This window comes from Acinetobacter sp. FB (genome assembly GCF_056033405.1).
The window spans coordinates 1,468,022-1,484,808 of the sequence record NZ_CM148502.1 but is presented as its reverse complement, the minus strand read 5'-3'; the positions used below and the strand labels follow the sequence as shown (position 1 = coordinate 1,484,808).

The 16,787-nt window shown below is 37.7% G+C and carries 13 protein-coding genes; 5 read left to right on the top strand and 8 right to left on the bottom strand.

Annotation, left to right across the window (positions count from 1 at the left end):
• Window positions 1–12 precede the first annotated feature (12 nt).
• From AC0JIQ_RS06790 to AC0JIQ_RS06780, 3 genes are all read right to left on the bottom strand, one after another.
• Window positions 13–1,119: a beta-ketoacyl-ACP synthase III gene (locus tag AC0JIQ_RS06790; RefSeq protein ID WP_474203065.1), complete on the bottom strand. Its 1,107-nt coding sequence runs from the start codon at window positions 1,117–1,119 to the stop codon at window positions 13–15.
• A 46-nt stretch (window positions 1,120–1,165) separates the two neighbouring features.
• Window positions 1,166–5,020 (bottom strand): ATP-dependent RNA helicase HrpA, encoded by a 3,855-nt coding sequence (gene hrpA / locus AC0JIQ_RS06785; protein ID WP_474203064.1) that lies wholly within the window; start codon window positions 5,018–5,020, stop codon window positions 1,166–1,168.
• A 113-nt stretch (window positions 5,021–5,133) separates the two neighbouring features.
• Complete coding sequence (locus AC0JIQ_RS06780; protein ID WP_474203063.1) at window positions 5,134–6,294, bottom strand: sterol desaturase family protein; 1,161 nt, start codon at window positions 6,292–6,294, stop codon at window positions 5,134–5,136.
• A 499-nt stretch (window positions 6,295–6,793) separates the two neighbouring features.
• Between AC0JIQ_RS06780 and ahpC the strand changes: the two genes are divergently transcribed.
• Both ahpC and AC0JIQ_RS06770 read left to right on the top strand, forming a co-directional pair.
• Entirely contained in the window at window positions 6,794–7,357 is a 564-nt protein-coding gene (gene ahpC / locus AC0JIQ_RS06775) for an alkyl hydroperoxide reductase subunit C (protein WP_004662563.1), read from the top strand.
• A 253-nt stretch (window positions 7,358–7,610) separates the two neighbouring features.
• On the top strand, window positions 7,611–7,823 hold the full coding sequence (locus tag AC0JIQ_RS06770; protein ID WP_004662566.1) for a KTSC domain-containing protein: 213 nt from the start codon (window positions 7,611–7,613) through the stop codon (window positions 7,821–7,823).
• Window positions 7,824–7,868: 45 nt separating this feature from the next.
• Here AC0JIQ_RS06770 and AC0JIQ_RS06765 read toward each other — a convergent pair whose 3' ends face one another.
• A complete protein-coding gene (locus tag AC0JIQ_RS06765; RefSeq protein ID WP_474203062.1) occupies window positions 7,869–9,068 on the bottom strand; it encodes an alkane 1-monooxygenase in 1,200 nt (399 codons plus the stop codon).
• Window positions 9,069–9,190: 122 nt separating this feature from the next.
• On the opposite strand from AC0JIQ_RS06765, the gene AC0JIQ_RS06760 reads away from it, so the two are divergent.
• Window positions 9,191–10,240: an AraC family transcriptional regulator gene (locus AC0JIQ_RS06760; protein ID WP_474203061.1), complete on the top strand. Its 1,050-nt coding sequence runs from the start codon at window positions 9,191–9,193 to the stop codon at window positions 10,238–10,240.
• Here AC0JIQ_RS06760 and AC0JIQ_RS06755 read toward each other — a convergent pair.
• Window positions 10,217–10,804 (bottom strand): O-methyltransferase, encoded by a 588-nt coding sequence (locus tag AC0JIQ_RS06755; RefSeq protein WP_474203060.1) that lies wholly within the window; start codon window positions 10,802–10,804, stop codon window positions 10,217–10,219. The two genes, AC0JIQ_RS06760 and AC0JIQ_RS06755, sit on opposite strands and share 24 nt — an antisense overlap.
• Window positions 10,805–10,842: 38 nt before the next feature.
• Entirely contained in the window at window positions 10,843–11,061 is a 219-nt protein-coding gene (locus AC0JIQ_RS06750) for a DUF1653 domain-containing protein (protein ID WP_004662574.1), read from the bottom strand.
• Window positions 11,062–11,292: 231 nt separating this feature from the next.
• Between AC0JIQ_RS06750 and ahpF the strand changes: the two genes are divergently transcribed.
• Together ahpF and AC0JIQ_RS06740 are read left to right on the top strand one after the other, a co-directional pair.
• Window positions 11,293–12,858 (top strand): alkyl hydroperoxide reductase subunit F, encoded by a 1,566-nt coding sequence (ahpF, locus tag AC0JIQ_RS06745; protein ID WP_474201544.1) that lies wholly within the window; start codon window positions 11,293–11,295, stop codon window positions 12,856–12,858.
• Between the two features lie 159 nt (window positions 12,859–13,017).
• Window positions 13,018–13,362, top strand: a complete 345-nt coding sequence (locus AC0JIQ_RS06740; RefSeq protein ID WP_005216629.1) for a hypothetical protein — start codon at window positions 13,018–13,020, stop codon at window positions 13,360–13,362.
• Between the two features lie 55 nt (window positions 13,363–13,417).
• Here the strand turns inward: AC0JIQ_RS06740 and AC0JIQ_RS06735 are convergent, their stop codons facing one another.
• On the bottom strand, window positions 13,418–14,029 hold the full coding sequence (locus AC0JIQ_RS06735; RefSeq protein ID WP_004662579.1) for a glutathione binding-like protein: 612 nt from the start codon (window positions 14,027–14,029) through the stop codon (window positions 13,418–13,420).
• 242 nt (window positions 14,030–14,271) lie between these two features.
• Window positions 14,272–16,734, bottom strand: a complete 2,463-nt coding sequence (locus AC0JIQ_RS06730; RefSeq protein ID WP_474203059.1) for an ExeM/NucH family extracellular endonuclease — start codon at window positions 16,732–16,734, stop codon at window positions 14,272–14,274.
• Between the last annotated feature and the right edge of the window lie 53 nt (window positions 16,735–16,787).

The window sequence follows — 16,787 nt, the reverse complement described above, 5'->3', positions numbered from 1 at the left end:
AAATTCAGATAATCAAGCAATATGCTTTTGTACAATAATTGAACCTACAGAATAACCCGCACCAAATGAAGAGATCACCGCATATTCGCCATTATTGACTTGCTCACCTGTACGATGCATCGCAATAATTACACCTGCTGAAGATGTATTGGCAAACTCATCTAAAATAATGGGTGCGCGTTCTAAATCAGCTTCTTTACCCACAACGAGTTTTAAAATGAGTTCATTCATATTTGCATTGGCTTGATGTAACCAGAAACGTTTAACTTGCTCAGGAGTTAATTCAAGTTTTTCTAACTGTGCAGTAATAATTTTTGCAACCAGTGGACAAACTTCTTTAAAAACTTTACGACCGTCTTGACGGAATAACTTGTCGTCTACAACCGCATCTTCACTACGGTTTAAGAAACCAAAGTTATTACGGATGTTATTTGAGAACTGGGTAAACAAATGAATATCTAAGATCTCATAACCCGACTTAGTTTCAGTTTCTTCAATGATTGATGCAGTTGCAACATCACCAAAGATAAAGTGTGCATCACGGGTACGGTAGTCTAAATGACCTGAGGTAATTTCAACATTGAGTAATAATACACGGCGTGCGCCACATTTCACTGCATCATAGGCTTGCTTCAAACCAAATGTTGCAGCAGAACAAGCCACATTCATGTCATAAGCATAACCTTGGATGCCCAAAGCTGACTGAATTTCAATTGCAACCGCTGGGTAGGCACGTTGCATATTTGAACAAGCTAAGATGACAACATCAATGTCTTCTGCGGAAACACCTGCATTTTCCATCGCTTGTTTTGCAGCAATGACGCCCCACTCCGCTTGAAGTGAAAGTTCATCATTACTACGCTCTTGTAAACGTGGACGTAAGCGCTTTGGATCAAGAATACCCGATTTTTCGACCACATAACGACGTTGGATGCCAGAAGCTTTTTCAATAAATTCTGGGCTTGAACCACGTAATGCTTCAATCTCGCCAGCAGCAATTTGCTCAGCATTTTCTTGATTAAATTGTTCTACATAAGCATTTAAACTTTCAACCAACTCTTCATTAGAAATAGATTCGGTTGGGTGAAATAACCCTGTACCTGTTATACGAATGCCCATGTAAAACTCCTGTAAAGAATGCTTCTAACTTTCATTATTGCTCAGTTTAACCGATTGCTAATCGATCCCATAGTTTTTGCAATCTAGTTGGTGAAATTGGCATCTTTGTTTTCATCGGTTGAGAAAACAAGGAAATTCTAAGTTCTTCCAACATCAAATACAATTCTTTGATTTTAGGATCATTTTTAAATTTAAATACTTTGTCCATCCATGGATCGACATCGTCAATTGCAGCGAGGTCACGTTGTAGATTATTTGGCAAACGATCCAAACGCAATAGCAATGCTTTTAAAAACCGTGGATATTCCTGCCAAATCTCAACAGGTTTACTATAGACAAAGTTCGCCAACGACATTAAATCAAGTTGGTCTTCTATATCATCCACACTTCGACCAAAGATATCCTGATCTAAAACCAATAACTCGCGACGAATTTGCTGCCATTGAGTAAAAATCTCAGTAATATCAATTAAAACTTTTTGACCATCTGCCAAGAATTGCTTTTTTACATCAGCCATTAGCTGATTAAATTCCCCTGTATCTTTAGGCAAGGCTTTTATTGAAACTTGTAAAGTTGCATAAACCAGCATTTGTTCCAACTTCGCCCGATCGCCTAAAGGCGAATACGCCAAAGCTAATGGTTTGGAAATTTGCTTTTTCAATTGACGAATTAAATCCCCCAATTGCATGTGTAAAAGACGAATCACACCTTCACGATGTTGCTTAATTGCTTCATCTTGATCATTAAAGGTTTGAATCACCACACCCGAATCATCTTTAACATCAAGTTCAGCAAAAAATTTACTTGGAACCAAAGCCTGATATTGCTTTACGACCACACCCGTGACTTTTTGAGACGCTTCAAATACAAAATTTTCAGGGAAAGTCTGGAACTCACCCTTTTGCTGCTTCACAGGACGATGAGTTTCGACACGACAACGCGCTTTGAGTTCTTCTAAATCACGTCCTTGCGCAATGAGTTTGCCTTTTTCATCCACAACTTTAATAAAAGGTACAAGATATTGATCAATTCGTTCAAAAGAAAAATCTTTTTCAGTAATTTGCTCACCACGCAAAGCGAAAGCCAAGTAACTAAACAGATGCTCACGTAAATGTACTGCATCAACACCTTGCATCAGTTTTTTCGCAGTATCTGGAATCGGGACTAAATTACGACGTTTGTCTTTAGGCAACGCCTTGAGCAAAGCCTCAATTAAATCCTGACGCCACCCAGGAATCCCCCATGACCATTGCTTTTCATCTACTTGTGGCAAAGCCTGCACAGGAATTTTAACCGTTGCACCATCTTCATCATGGCTTGGATCAAAACGATAACTCGCAGCTAAACGCAATTGTCCATTATGTAAATAATCTGGGAATTGCTGTGTAGTTGGCCGATCATTCATCCATAACGCATCGTCTTCTACAAAAAGATAACGCGGATGATCTGGCTCTACTGTTGCACGCCAATCTTCAAAACTACTGCGGCTAGCAATTTCCTCTGGCACTTTTTCAGCATAAAATTGATAAATAGTTTCTTCATCGACCACTAAATCACGACGACGCAATTTATCTTCAACACGCTCAACTTCTTCAAGCTTCAATAAATTATGCTTTAAAAACGGTGGCGTAATACCCAAATTACCAGTCGTTAAGGCATCCCGTAAAAAGATTTCATGTGCCGCGGCTTGATCAACTTTTTCAAAATTCACCATACGTTTTGGTTCAATAATTAAACCAAACAATGAGATTTGCGCGTAAGCATTCACAATGCCTGCTTTTTTCGACCAATGTGGTTCGAAATAGTGATATTTTAATAAATCACGAGCTGCCAACAGAATCCATTCGGGATCAATTTTGGCTAAAGTCCGCAAATACACTTGTGAGGTTTCCACCATCTCAAATGCCATCACCCAAGCGTTATTGGTCTTATGCAGCGTACTGGCAGGAAATACTTTGGCTTTCTGCTGACGTACCGCCATAAACGTATTACGTTCATCGGTTTTATTGGCGATAAATGAGAGTAAACCTGTTAACAAAGCACGATGTAAATTTTCATAATTGGCTGCCTTTTCATTAAAACTTAGCTTTAACCCTTCAGCCAACTCAACTAATTGTTGATGGGTTTGCTTCCATTCCCGTAAACGTAACCAACTTAAAAAATGTTGACGCGCAAATTGACGGCGCTTGTTTTCAGACTGCGTATCAGGACTGGTTTGCAGCGTATTCCAAAGTTTTAAATAGAATAAAAAGTCTGAATCTGCTTCTTTGAATAAAGAATGCTTCTGATCAGCCTGCATTTGTTTATCAGCAGGTCGTTCTCGTGGATCTTGAATCGCCAAGGCACTGACAATAATTAAAGTTTCTTTCAGCACACCAAAATGAGCGCCACCAATCAGCATACGAGCTAATCGTGGATCAATCGGCATACGTGCCATCATTTGACCGACTTTAGTTAAATCATTTTTACGTTCGCTTAATGCACCTAACTCAATCAAGAGCTTGCGCCCATCATTAACCAAACGGAAATCAGGCGGCTCAATAAAGTCAAAATCTTCTAAACTACCTAAACCAAGACTTTGCATCTGCAAAATAACAGAAGCTAAGTTCGTTCGTTTGATCTCTGGTTCAGTAAACTCAGGACGACTTAAAAAATCTTCTTCACTGTATAGACGAATACACACACCCGCAGCAATACGACCACAACGACCTTTACGCTGATTGGCTGCTGCCTGTGAAATCGCTTCAATCGGTAAGCGCTGCACACGTGAACGGTAGTTATAACGTGAAATACGAGCAAAACCGCTATCGATCACATAACGAATATTAGGAACGGTTAATGCTGTTTCAGCAACGTTGGTTGCAATAATGATACGGCGACCCTTACCGCTTGGACTGAAAATCTTTTGCTGCTCGGCGAGTGCCAAACGTGCATATAAAGGCAACACTTCAGTATGCCGAGGACCATATTTTTGCAGCGTTTCCTGTAATTCACGGATTTCTTGCTCTGTACTGGCAAAAATCAATATATCAGCATGTTCTGGATGCCCTTTACTCTCAGCATCAGCAAAACACTCTTCGACCGCTTGTACAACAGCACGTGGTAAGTTCTCTTCAAAATCATCAAACTCATCATCATCACTACCAATAATACTGAGTTCCGAAATTGGACGATAACGTACTTCAACAGGGAAGCTGCGCCCTTCTACTTCAAAAATCGGTGCATCATTAAAGTATTGGCTAAAACGATTTACATCTAAAGTCGCCGAGGTCACGATTACTTTTAAATCAGGACGCTTTGGTAATAACTGTTTGAGATAACCCATTATGAAATCGATATTCAGTGAACGCTCATGGGCTTCATCGATAATGATTGTGTCGTATTTTGAAAGGAAGCGATCGTTCGTCAGCTCAGCCAGCAAAATACCATCCGTCATCAAACGTACGATAGAATCTTGCGATCCCTGCTCATTAAAGCGGATTTTAAAGCCAATCGCCTCACCTAGTTTCTGCCCAACTTCTTCTGCAATACGTTGCGAGACACTACGAGCAGCTAAACGTCGCGGCTGAGTATGCCCAATCATCCCAGTGAGACCACGACCAGCAAGCATAGCAATTTGTGGAAGCTGTGTAGTTTTACCAGAACCAGTTTCACCCGCCACAATAATCACTTGATGCTTTTGTATTGCGGCAATCAAACGATCTGCATACTGTGTAACAGGTAAATCTTGATTGAGTTTAATTTGGGGAATACGCGCTAAGCGTTGTTTGACTTTGTCATTTGACTGTTGAAAAAGGTTTTCTATTTCCGCTGTTTCTGTTTTTTTATCTTTGCGCAGTCGATTTAAACGGTGGCGGTCACGTGCCATAACCCATTGATCTACATTTAAATGACTCTGCACTGAACAGCTTTCCTAACAATAAAAATAATCAGTTATTTTACGCCTTAAAGCGATGCTATGCAAAGAAACTGCATCAATCTGTTCAGAATATTAATGCAGTTGTGTCTTTATGCTTATGATTTAGATGAATGATCAAAATGTTGACGCAAACGCTTTATATACTTTTTAAATGGCCATGTGAATTGTTTAACAAAACTATTCGGTATCTTATATCCAACTGTGCCGTAAACACTCGCAAGATGATTTGGCATATATACACTTTTAAAGATCACATCATAGATTGGAATAAAAGCAGCATAGTTTTTATCAATCGCAGGCTTCTCTGAAGAATGGTGCCAATGATGAAACTCAGGAGTTGCAATTAACCAACGCAAATATGGAAAACGAAAACGTACATTTGAATGAATAAAAATGGCATGAAACGAAATAAAAACAAGATAAGCAAACACAGCCGATGTATGAAAGCCCAGTAGGAAAATAGGTAAGGTGGCAATAAACCGCGTCATTAGTACTTCTACGATATGTAGTCGTGAAGATGCTAACCAATCCATATACTCGGTGGAATGATGTATCGCATGGAAACGCCATAATAGATCTATTTCATGCATAGCTCGGTGCAACCAGTACACGACGAAATCAACCACAATCAATAACTCAATAAACTGTAACCAAATTGGCTGAGCTTGAACAAAAGGTACGATTGGATTATTGGGTAAGTGGGTAATCCAGTATTGAATCGGCATTACTGTCAAAAAGGTGAACAATTGAATTCCGATATGACTCAACATGAAATATTTCATATCCGTCACCCAACCTACCCTTAAGATTTTTTGATCAGGATTTTTAGCAAAGAATCCCTCAAGTGGAATGAAGATAAGAGCCAAGAGCACTAGTGTTAAAATGAAATAATCAATACCTGCATAAAAAGGTAGGCTGGGTAACGTTGGCGCTTTAATTAACCCACAGCCTAAAACCGCTGCCACTACAGCAAAGCATAAGCCATAAAAACCATAACGATTTTGTCGAAATAACGCACTAAAAATCCCAAAACCAGCACTCAGCGTAATACCAAACATCAAACTGAAATAAAAAACATCATAATGTTTGGCATAAACAGGACGTAGTTCAGGCATAGTCAGTACTGACGGAAACATAAAACACAAAGCCCCAAAAATAGCTAACAAGCCCAAGGAGATTGAAATAAAAGCACTAATTTTACCTAAGCCTGCATTCAACTCTAAATTTTCGAATTTTTGTCTTAATTGATCAGTCATTTTTTATAAATTTCACTGTATACCCGAGAACGTAAATTTCTGAGGTAAAATTTTCGTTTTTCTCAAATAAAAAATTTGAGCATTCATCAAATTTAGCGGATTCTAAAGTGATCAAATATTTAACACAAGCTCAGAAAACAAACAATATAAGCTCTCAGCTCGATAAAAACATCGCATACAATTATCCTGTGCTTAAATCTATATCGTGGTTTTCTCTATATTTTTTAGATTTTTTCAATTTTACCCTTGAATTTTAATACTATCGACTGCATGTTGTTATGCAAGTTAGTTTTAGGTATTCGTCATATTTACTTCATCTTGTTGGAGTCAAATAGGCTTATATCTTAGGGTGAAAATCGTTTTATATTGATTTATTCAATTTTCCGATTTTAGTCATGTAAAAATACTATTTCCCCAATAACTAAAAATTATTTATTCTTGACCTCGTAAACAAGTAAGGCATTAGCCTCTCAATAAAACCTCAATCATGGAGACAATGATGAGCTTAATTAATACTGAAGTTAAACCATTTAAAGCTGATGCATTCCGTAACGGTGAATTCATTCAAGTAACTGACGCTGATCTTAAAGGCAAATGGTCTGTTCTTATTTTTATGCCTGCTGCATTTACTTTCAACTGTCCTACTGAAGTTGAAGATGCTGCTGAGAACTACGAAGAATTCAAAAAAGCTGGTGCAGAAGTTTATATCGTAACAACTGATACTCATTTCTCTCACAAAGTTTGGCACGAAACTTCTCCTGCTGTAGGTAAAGCTCAATTCCCATTAGTTGGCGATCCTACACATCAATTAACACGTGCTTTTGATGTGCATATCGAAGAAGCTGGTTTAGCTTTACGTGGTACGTTCATCATCAACCCAGAAGGCGTAATTAAAACTGCTGAAATTCATGACAATGCAATTGCACGTGATGTTTCAGAAACTTTACGTAAGCTTAAAGCTGCTCAATTCGTAGCAAGCCACCCAGGCGAAGTTTGCCCTGCTAAATGGAAAGAAGGTGAAGCGACTCTTGCTCCATCGATCGACCTCGTTGGTAAAATCTAATTTTTAGATTTAACAATGTTGAAAAGAAACCACTCTAAAAAGAGTGGTTTCTTTTTATTTGTCATTTGGTCACTTTTTACGATACGTCGATCTCAATTCAATAGTAAATTTTTTACAATTCTTATACTTATAATTTTATAGCGAAATTCATTTATCAATTGTCAGCCTGCATTACATGGAGTAATGTCAAATTATGAAACATAAAGAGTTTTTTGTATGTACTAAATGATCAAACTAAAATGGAGGCAAATATATGGAAAAAACTGTTGTTGTAACCTCTTGGAAATATGATATTTCTTCACGCTATTTAAAAATTTTTTACAGCAATGGCACAGCTGAGCTTTATCACCCTGTTCCAGAATTTGTGTATGACAATTTGCTACGCACAACCGATAAGACTGCTTTTGTCCATAAATACCTTGAGTTTGATCTTCATTTTAAACGACTTTATCTTTTAGCCTCATAAATAAAAAACCAGCCTATATTAAGGCTGGTTTTTTATTTAAATTTATTAAGCAGCTTCGACTTCAACTTGTTCAGCATATTTCTCTAATATTTTTTCTTTCGCGTCTGGATGAATATTAATTTTCTCTATATTGCCTTTGTAATGCTCTACAACTCGATCATCCATAATTTTTGACCACCATGAAGGAATAAAGGCTGGTAAAATCATCGCTCCATATCCAGCTGGTAACTGCGGCGCATCTTCAAAATGACGTAGAGTTTGGAAGCTACGTGTTGGATTTGCATGATGATCTGAGTGACGCTGTAATTGATACAAGAACAAGTTAGTCACTACATTGTTATTATTCCAACTATGCTCAGGTAAAGTACGCTCATATTGACCATTGGCTTTCTTTTCACGTTTTAAACCATAATGCTCAATATAATTCACTGATTCAAACAAAGTAATCGCATAGGCAGCCTGTGTCACTTGGAACGGTACTGAACGCACTCCAAATTTGCTAAACATAGCAGCATGATACACAGCAGACATCGCCCAACCATGAATCAATTCATTCTCTTTACAGAAGAATGGCAATTTTTTACGCTCTAAACGATTTTTCTCAATTTCGATCGCAGATTTAAAGCTACCAATCACTGTACGAGGTAAAAATTTCCAAAAAGTTTCACCAAGTCGAGATGATGCTGGATCTTCTGGCGTTGCAACACGGCGGTGATGACCATATGGATGCTCAATACGGAAATGATTATAGCCCGATGGAGCTAATGCCAAATGTGATAAATAATGTTCGAGACGACCACTTTTATGGCTCAATTCATGCGCCGTATTGATGGCAATACCATTCACCATTCCCACCAATGTACCCAATAACGCTTGATCTGCAAGTGATGTACCTTTACGACTTGCCAAATAAGTGCCGTAAATATTGGTCGCATATTGCAATGGAATAAAAAGTTTAACAATTCGTGCGTAATATGGATCAGCTTCTAAATCTGCAATCGCATCAAGTGGTGGATTTTCTGTGTCCTCACCAATTAACTTATCCAATGCAGGAATAACACCATGAATAAATAATGGACCAAAAGAGGCAAAGAATTTTTTGGTTTTTTTCGGTCCAAATTGATAACCCGCTAAACCACTCATTGCAATAGTCGGTACTGCCAAACCCAATAACCACAAATGACGTTTTTTATCTTTAAAAGTTGTTGTTGCTTGCTCTACATCCAGTTTAGTATGCATATTCATTAGAAATTCCTCAATCAAACACAAAATGTTTTGCTTGAATTGATTGTGTTCTTTTGCAGTCACTCTATATTATCATTTTAAGACTTGATATTATCATTTTAAGACTTTACTGGATTTTTATTGTGCAAAAACAGCAAATCCCTGTTATTCCGTCTCGTTATTATTTGCGGTTGATCGAAATTCTGATTGGCACTCATCAATATGATAACGAGGTATTAAACGCATTTCATAACGAACTTTCTAAAACTGAGCTTTTATCAATTCAACAAATTGAACAATTTATTGCACTTGGCCTGAGCCTACCTAATACAGAAGATTTGGCTTTTGAACTCGGTAAAAATCTAAAACTCAGTTCTCATAGTTTGGTTGGATATGCATTAATGACCAGTCCAAATTTAGAACATGCATTGAGATTAATCGCACAATATTTTCGGCTAATTATGCCGAGCTTTAAGCTATCGATTCAATTTCCAACTAATCAAAATAAGGTTGAGTTATTACTTGAACCAATCTTGCAAATGAATAAGCAATGTTTAGCATTTCATATTGAAGCAATTGCTGTTGGATTTTATTACAGCTTATTAGAACTTGCAGGGCAACAATTGCAACGTTATCAAATTTATTTAAGTATACCCGAGCCTGCTTATGCTGAACGCTATATACATCTCGTTAAAGCAAATTTTCATTTTAATTACACATGGATATCAGGTATACGTGTTGTGATTGATCAACAACAGCTGGCACTACCCTTACCTTTGGCGGATGCTCATAGCTTAAAAGTGGTTGAACAACGTTGTCAGGAACAGATTCAGAAGATTTATCATCAAGGTGAAATTGTTGAATGGGTCAGCATGATGTTAAGACAAGCCAATCAGATTCCAACATTAACCGAATGCGCTAAAGTTCTAAATATTTCCACCAAAACTTTACAACGCTATTTGCAGCAACAAGGAGTTGAATTTCAAGCTTTGAAACAAAAAATTAGTACTGAGCGAGCAATTGATTTATTAGAAAATTCAAATTTTACCATCACCCATATTGCTTACGAATTAGGCTATTCGAACCCTGCCAACTTTACCCGTGCATTTAACAAAGTATTAGGTTGTAGTCCGCAGAGCTATCGCTTAAAACATCAAAATCAAAGGTATCTACTTCAAGACAACCAGACATAAACCTGCACCTACAGGTAAAATAGTGCTCATATAATTTTCATCTGCTTTAATCAACTCAAGAAAATCTTTGACCTCAGCAGCATGCGAAATCACATTATCAACGATCAAAGTATTACCCGATAACTGCAATAGACGTTTTAAATCATTCCAGTAACTCACATAGCAGCCACGCTCTGCATCTAATAAAATTAGATCATAGGATTCAGTCGCTTGTGCCAAATAATCTGAGGCATCGCCCACCCAAAAATCAATAAAATTTTCTAATCCAAATTCTTCAGCATATTTTTTAGCTTGAGCACTTCGGAAAGCATTGATCTCTAGGGTTTGAACTTTACCTCCGACCGATTTTGCAGCCTCAGCCAACCATAAGGTTGAATATCCCGTCGATGTTCCAATTTCTAGAATCTGCTTTGATTGCTGAGTACGTACTAACATCCCAAGCAACTTAGCAGATTCTGCTTCAATATTTCGGTAACGTCTTAAACGATCAGACTGCCGAGCATCATGTTGCTTAAATTCATCATATAAATCAGCAATACGTTGTAAAAAAACGGTGCTCGTCATGTCTTGTCTCCGTAATGCTCAAAAGCAAAAGTTCAAATTTAAGTCGCTTGTATTAATTTAAAACGTGGAATAACTTGCCCATCCTCAAGTTCAACTGTTTCAACAAACATTGATAATGGACGCACCCACATTGAATAATCACCATATAAACATTGATATACAACAAGTTGCTCCTCAGTTTCACTATGTCGAGCAACATTAAATACCTGATAAATTTGACCCTTGTAGTGTTGATAAATACCACGTTGTAATACCATTTGCTGCTTCCTTATATATGCCATGAAATAATTGCAGTTATATAACAAGTTTTATTTGATTCAAATTTTTATGCTCATGTACGCACAAAAGTTCCACAAATATATATTAAAATTCAAAAATCCGATTAAATTTATAAAAACATACTGTTTTACCTATTTATATATTTTGCGTACTATAGCTTCATTGAATGAATTTAGCTGATTTGAACTGCTTAGAATTTGGAGAAATACATGTTAGATCAAAATATTAAAACGCAATTAAAAGCTTACTTAGAACGTTTAGAAAGTCCAATTGAGTTAGTTGCAGCTCTAGATGAATCAGACAAAGCTGCAAAAATCAAAGAACTCGTGACTGAAATTGCGGAACTTTCTGACCAAGTTACGGCGCGTTTTGACGGTTCAAATGCTCGCCGTCCGAGTTTTGGTGTGGCTAAAGCAGGTGAACAACCACGTGTGTTCTTTGCTGGCTTACCGATGGGACATGAGTTTACCTCTTTGATCTTGGCTTTATTACAAGTATCGGGTTATGCACCAAAAGTCTCTGATGAAGTATTGAACCAGATCAAAAGCTTAAACTTAAAAGCAAACTTTGATGTGTTTGTCTCATTGAGCTGCCATAACTGTCCAGATGTGGTTCAAGCACTCAACTTGATTGCAATCTATAACCCGAATGCAACTGCGACCATGATTGATGGTGGTTTCTTCCAAGAAGAAGTTGAAGAACGCAAAATCTTAGCTGTACCGATGGTATTTCAAGACAATGAACATATTGGACAAGGTCGTATGACTTTGGAAGAAATCGTGGCGAAGCTAGATACCAACTCAGCTGAGAAAGATGCCGCAGCACTCAATGCCAAAGATGCTTTTGATGTATTGGTGATTGGTGGTGGTCCTGCAGGTGGTACAGCGGCGATCTATGCAGCGCGTAAAGGTATTAAAACAGGTATCGTGGCTGAACGTTTTGGTGGTCAGGTCATGGATACCATGGACATTGAAAACTTCACCACGATTCAAAAAACCGTAGGTCCAAAGTTTGCTCAAGATATGGAAGCACACGTACGTGAGTACGGTGTGGACATCATGAATTTGCAACGTGTCAGCAAGATCACAGGTGCAGATCAGACAGCCAATGGTCTGGTTGAAGTTGAATTGGAAAATGGGGCTAAGCTTGAATCGAAAACCATTATTCTTTCAACAGGCGCACGTTGGAGAGAAATGAATGTACCGGGTGAAGCAGAATACCGTACCCGTGGTGTTGCATATTGCCCACACTGTGATGGCCCATTATTCAAAGGCAAACGTGTTGCGGTGATTGGTGGTGGTAACTCTGGTGTAGAAGCAGCGATTGACCTTGCAGGAATTGTTGAGCATGTGACGTTGGTTGAGTTTGATACTAAGCTTCGTGCAGATCAAGTGTTGCAAGACAAGTTAAATAGCTTGCCGAATACCACTGTGATTTTGAATGCGCTCAGTACTGAAGTGGTCGGAGATGGCTCACAAGTCACGGCATTGAAATACAAAGATCGTGCGACTGATGTTGAACATACAGTTGAACTCGCAGGAATCTTTGTGCAGATTGGTTTATTGCCAAACACGGATTTCTTGAAGAACAGTGCGGTTGAACTCAGCAGTCGTGGTGAGATCATGATCAATGATCGAAATGAAACCAATGTCAAAGGTGTATTTGCTGCGGGTGACTGTACCACAGTACCGTACAAGCAAATCATTATTGCGACAGGTGAAGGTGCAAAAGCGTCTTTATCAGCTTTTGATTATATGATCCGTTCTGGTGTTTAAAATAATCTAAAAACATATGCACGCATTTACATTTCAAAAATGTAAGTGCGTGTTTTTACAAGTTATCAACAAATTTTCAACTTTATTATTCATACAGTTTATGTTTATATTTTCGCTATCCATACCTATTGGATGCCACAAAGAAAAGGAAACATGAAAATGAATAAATTACTTGTTGCATTAGGTCTCGCTGCTACTGTTGCACTTGTAGGCTGTAATAAAGATAAAGCGCCTGAAACTGGGGCAACTACTGGCGAACACTTAGAACATGCCGCTGATCAAGCGAGTGCTGATGTAAAAAATGCTGCTGATTCTGCTGCGAGCAATGTTGCTACTGCGGTAGATACTGCTGCTGATCAAATTGATGCTGCTGCTGATCATACTGCGACAGCAACTGCTGAAGCTGCTGCAAAAACTGAAGCCGCTGCACGTGATGCAACTGCTAAAGTTGCTGGTGCAGTTGAAAACGGCGCTGCAGATGTAAAACAAAAAGCTCAACAATAATCTTTTGATTATAAAAAAGCCTCTGATCACAGAGGCTTTTTTAATGCAAAGAAAACTAACCGAGTAATCCTTCATCACGCATTGCAATTTGTACCGACTGACGTTCAGCTACTTTATTACGCAAAGCGATAATATGAATATATGGTGTTAAATCGTGTTCAATATGATTTGACCAATTTGTAAGTACAAATAAATACGCATCTGCTGGACCAAAATTATCATCCACTAAATAATCATATTCTGATTCAGCTAAATAATTGTCGATATATTTCAGTAAACGATCTACTTCAGCATACGCTTTGGTTTTTTCATCATCAGTTAACTTACCACTAAAGAAAACTGCATAAGCATCATGTAACTCAGAATTTAAATAACCTAACCATTCAAGGACTTTGGCACGCCCCATGCCCGATGGTGGAATTAAATCCTGTTTAGGATCGTGTTGTGCCAGAAACGGTAAAATTGCAACGTTCTCAGTTAAGATTAAACCAGGATTAATCTCTAAAGCTGGAACATAACCTTTCGGGTTAATTTCATAATAATCTACCCCTTTCGAGGTTTTATGTGTTTTTAGATCAACGCGTTCTAAATCAAAATCTACATTTATTTCATTTAAAATAATATGTGCTGCCAATGAGCAAGCACCAGGTGAATAATACAACTTCATAATTGATCCTTGTTATCTAACTCTTATGTTCTAAAATGCTTTACTTTAATTTGCAAAATGTGTTTCCACAAATTTGTCAAAAAAAGTAAAAAATACTGAATGATCTGACTATTAGTGAAATTACATGATTTTGCAAGTAGTCTTATGTCAACTTTTTATTATCATCGTATATATCCTGCTCAAATAGATCATTTTTTTTTTGAGGAGAATAGATTACTTCTATCCTCCTCTTTTTGCATAGATCACACTTTATCTTTTCTTGAGCGCTTGGAAAAACTTGCAAGACCCAAAAGACCTAAGATCGATAACCATCCAAAACTCCCCGATGAAGTATTTGACGGTGAGGGTTTATTCTCTGCATCACTCATATCAAAATCAACAATTACAGGATCATGATCTGAAGAGCGATAAGCATCTTCTGAGAAAAATAATGCTTTTTGTGCATCGGTTTTATATTCTTCGTTGTAATCTAAGACTGTTGGTTCATCTGCATTGATATGCCAAGTAAATGCTTTTTTTACTTTACTATATAAATTTGCATCTGCAATTGCGTGATCTAAATTGCCTGCGCCACCATAGCCTTCCGCATTACTTGATACACCAAATACATAGCTATAAGCCTGCTCACCTTGCCCTACAACTTTGTCATTTAATAGAACTTTGTAATTTGCCTTTTCAAACACCTGAATCGGATCTTCTTTGGCATAACTATTCATATCCCCCAAAACTAAGATGTTTGGCTTTTCTACTTGAGTTGGATTTTTTACCATCCATTGAACGAGTTGTTCAACAGCTTTCACACGTGTCGGGTTCCAACAACCTTGCCCATCTTTTTGATCAGCGTCTGTTGTATTCGTATCAACACCTGTACATCCTTTAGATTTCAAGTGATTAGGAATAATCGTGAACATTTGCTTTCCAGAAATCGGTTGGAAAGTTTGCGCAATCGTCGATCTATTCTTATCACCTAAATCAAGTACAACTGGCTTGTTCACAGGTTTTACACGTTTACTGTTATAAATAATGGCAACAGCAATCACATCTGTTCCTAAACGATCCTGATTTTCAGGAACTACATATTTCCAATCAGCGCCTAAAGCTTGGGTTAAATATGCAATTGCACTATTTTTATCATAGCCATTGTTTGTAATTTCCATCAAACCGTATACATCCGCATCAATTGCTTTTAAAGCTTTAATAATTTTCAGATGCTGTTTATCAAATTCAGATTGACTAGATGCACCACGCTCAGTAGGAAATCCTGTTTTGCCATTGTCATAATTTAAGACATTAAATGCTGCTGCACGAATCAACCGCGTATCTTTAGTGGCGACATTTGGTCTTGACGGTGTTTTAGCGACCAATTCTGGGAGATTACGCCCCTGAATAGGCTGAATGCGCCAACCATTAAAACGATATTCTAAAATCCCTTCAATGCTCTTAAGTTGATCACCAGAGCGCAAACTATTTGTTGCACTGAAGCTCTGCGGCAACCAAGGCGTTCTGTTTTGATTGTTATAACCATCATCTAAAATAATCTTCGATAATAAGTTTTTCTGTGCTAATGCTTTTGCCTCAGCAGATAAAGGTGGATATAAATTTGTTGGAATAAATAATCGCTCCTTACTCAGTGACAGCTCACCAAAGCGACCATAATTATAATTTTCACTGATGGTTAAAGTTTGTGGTAGTTTTACCAACATCCCTTGATAAAGTTGCGGTGAATTTGCAGTTAATTCAGTCAAACTATTAAACGGTAAATCAACACTTTTTGGCTGTACCTGACTTGCCATATTGCTATTACAGGTCAAAATATCTTGCTGTAATTGATCAATCTGTAATTGGTTTTGATACGCAGTCAAACGTCCTCGTAAGATCACTTCATCCCCAACTTGCCCGCCTTTAACAGAGCTACTCGCTGGAATATAAACAAAAATCGCATTACTCGCGTTTGGTTTAGCTTTGCTATCAACAGTTTGAATATAGAAACCAGAGAAACCATTTTCATAACGATAATCAGCAGTGATCACACCACGGAGTGTATAGTTTTGCCCTTGCGTTGCTTTATTATTTAAATCTGCAATCGCGGTTTCCGTACTTGAGCAACTGACTATTTCAGTAATAGGAGGTGTTGTTGAGCCTGTTAGATTTGAAAAATCATTACGATCCTTCCATGCACGCCAAGAATTATCAAGCTCAAATATGGTTTTAGGATCAACCTCAGTTACAGGATTTACCGTTTGCAAGCGAGTAAAACTATTCGCTTTACTGATTGTTGTTGTGCCCCAACCACCAGAAGCTGGTTGCTCACCCAATCTTCCAAAACGATCTACCACTTTGCCTTTATAAACCAATAAAATGGCATCATCACCATTAAACGAAAGTGCAGCGACTTGATTGACCTTATCCCCTAACTCAGTTTGTAAGGCAGTATGTCCAACTAAAAAGCGCCCCTTACTCGCAAGGTTTCCGACTAAAGAATAGACAAATGACTTAGATGTACCACCATTATTAAACTGTTGAATCTCATAATCAGCTAAATCAACGGCTGTTTGATCTGGATTATAAATTTCTAATCCTTTTTTATTATTACTACCATCAATATATTGGCTAAACATCAACTGGGCATTTGCCACAGAAAATACCGAAGAAGCCCCTAATAAGCCTAAACAAATTGCAATCGAATGGAATTTAAAATTTTTCATAAATTTTTACTTAATGTTTAAATCGACATTAGGCTATTCAATCTCTGTGACAA

Bases quoted from the DNA above. Each gene is read 5' to 3' on its own strand.
- ahpC (WP_004662563.1), top strand. From the start codon at position 6,794: ATGAGCTTAATTAATACTGAAGTTAAACCATTTAAAGCTGATGCATTC.
- AC0JIQ_RS06755 (WP_474203060.1), bottom strand. From the start codon at position 10,804: ATGACGAGCACCGTTTTTTTACAACGTATTGCTGATTTATATGATGAA.
- AC0JIQ_RS06735 (WP_004662579.1), bottom strand. From the start codon at position 14,029: ATGAAGTTGTATTATTCACCTGGTGCTTGCTCATTGGCAGCACATATT.
- AC0JIQ_RS06780 (WP_474203063.1), bottom strand. From the start codon at position 6,294: ATGACTGATCAATTAAGACAAAAATTCGAAAATTTAGAGTTGAATGCA.
- AC0JIQ_RS06730 (WP_474203059.1), bottom strand. From the start codon at position 16,734: ATGAAAAATTTTAAATTCCATTCGATTGCAATTTGTTTAGGCTTATTA.
- AC0JIQ_RS06770 (WP_004662566.1), top strand. From the start codon at position 7,611: ATGGAAAAAACTGTTGTTGTAACCTCTTGGAAATATGATATTTCTTCA.
- AC0JIQ_RS06750 (WP_004662574.1), bottom strand. From the start codon at position 11,061: ATGGTATTACAACGTGGTATTTATCAACACTACAAGGGTCAAATTTAT.
- AC0JIQ_RS06740 (WP_005216629.1), top strand. From the start codon at position 13,018: ATGAATAAATTACTTGTTGCATTAGGTCTCGCTGCTACTGTTGCACTT.
- ahpF (WP_474201544.1), top strand. From the start codon at position 11,293: ATGTTAGATCAAAATATTAAAACGCAATTAAAAGCTTACTTAGAACGT.
- AC0JIQ_RS06765 (WP_474203062.1), bottom strand. From the start codon at position 9,068: ATGAATATGCATACTAAACTGGATGTAGAGCAAGCAACAACAACTTTT.
- AC0JIQ_RS06790 (WP_474203065.1), bottom strand. From the start codon at position 1,119: ATGGGCATTCGTATAACAGGTACAGGGTTATTTCACCCAACCGAATCT.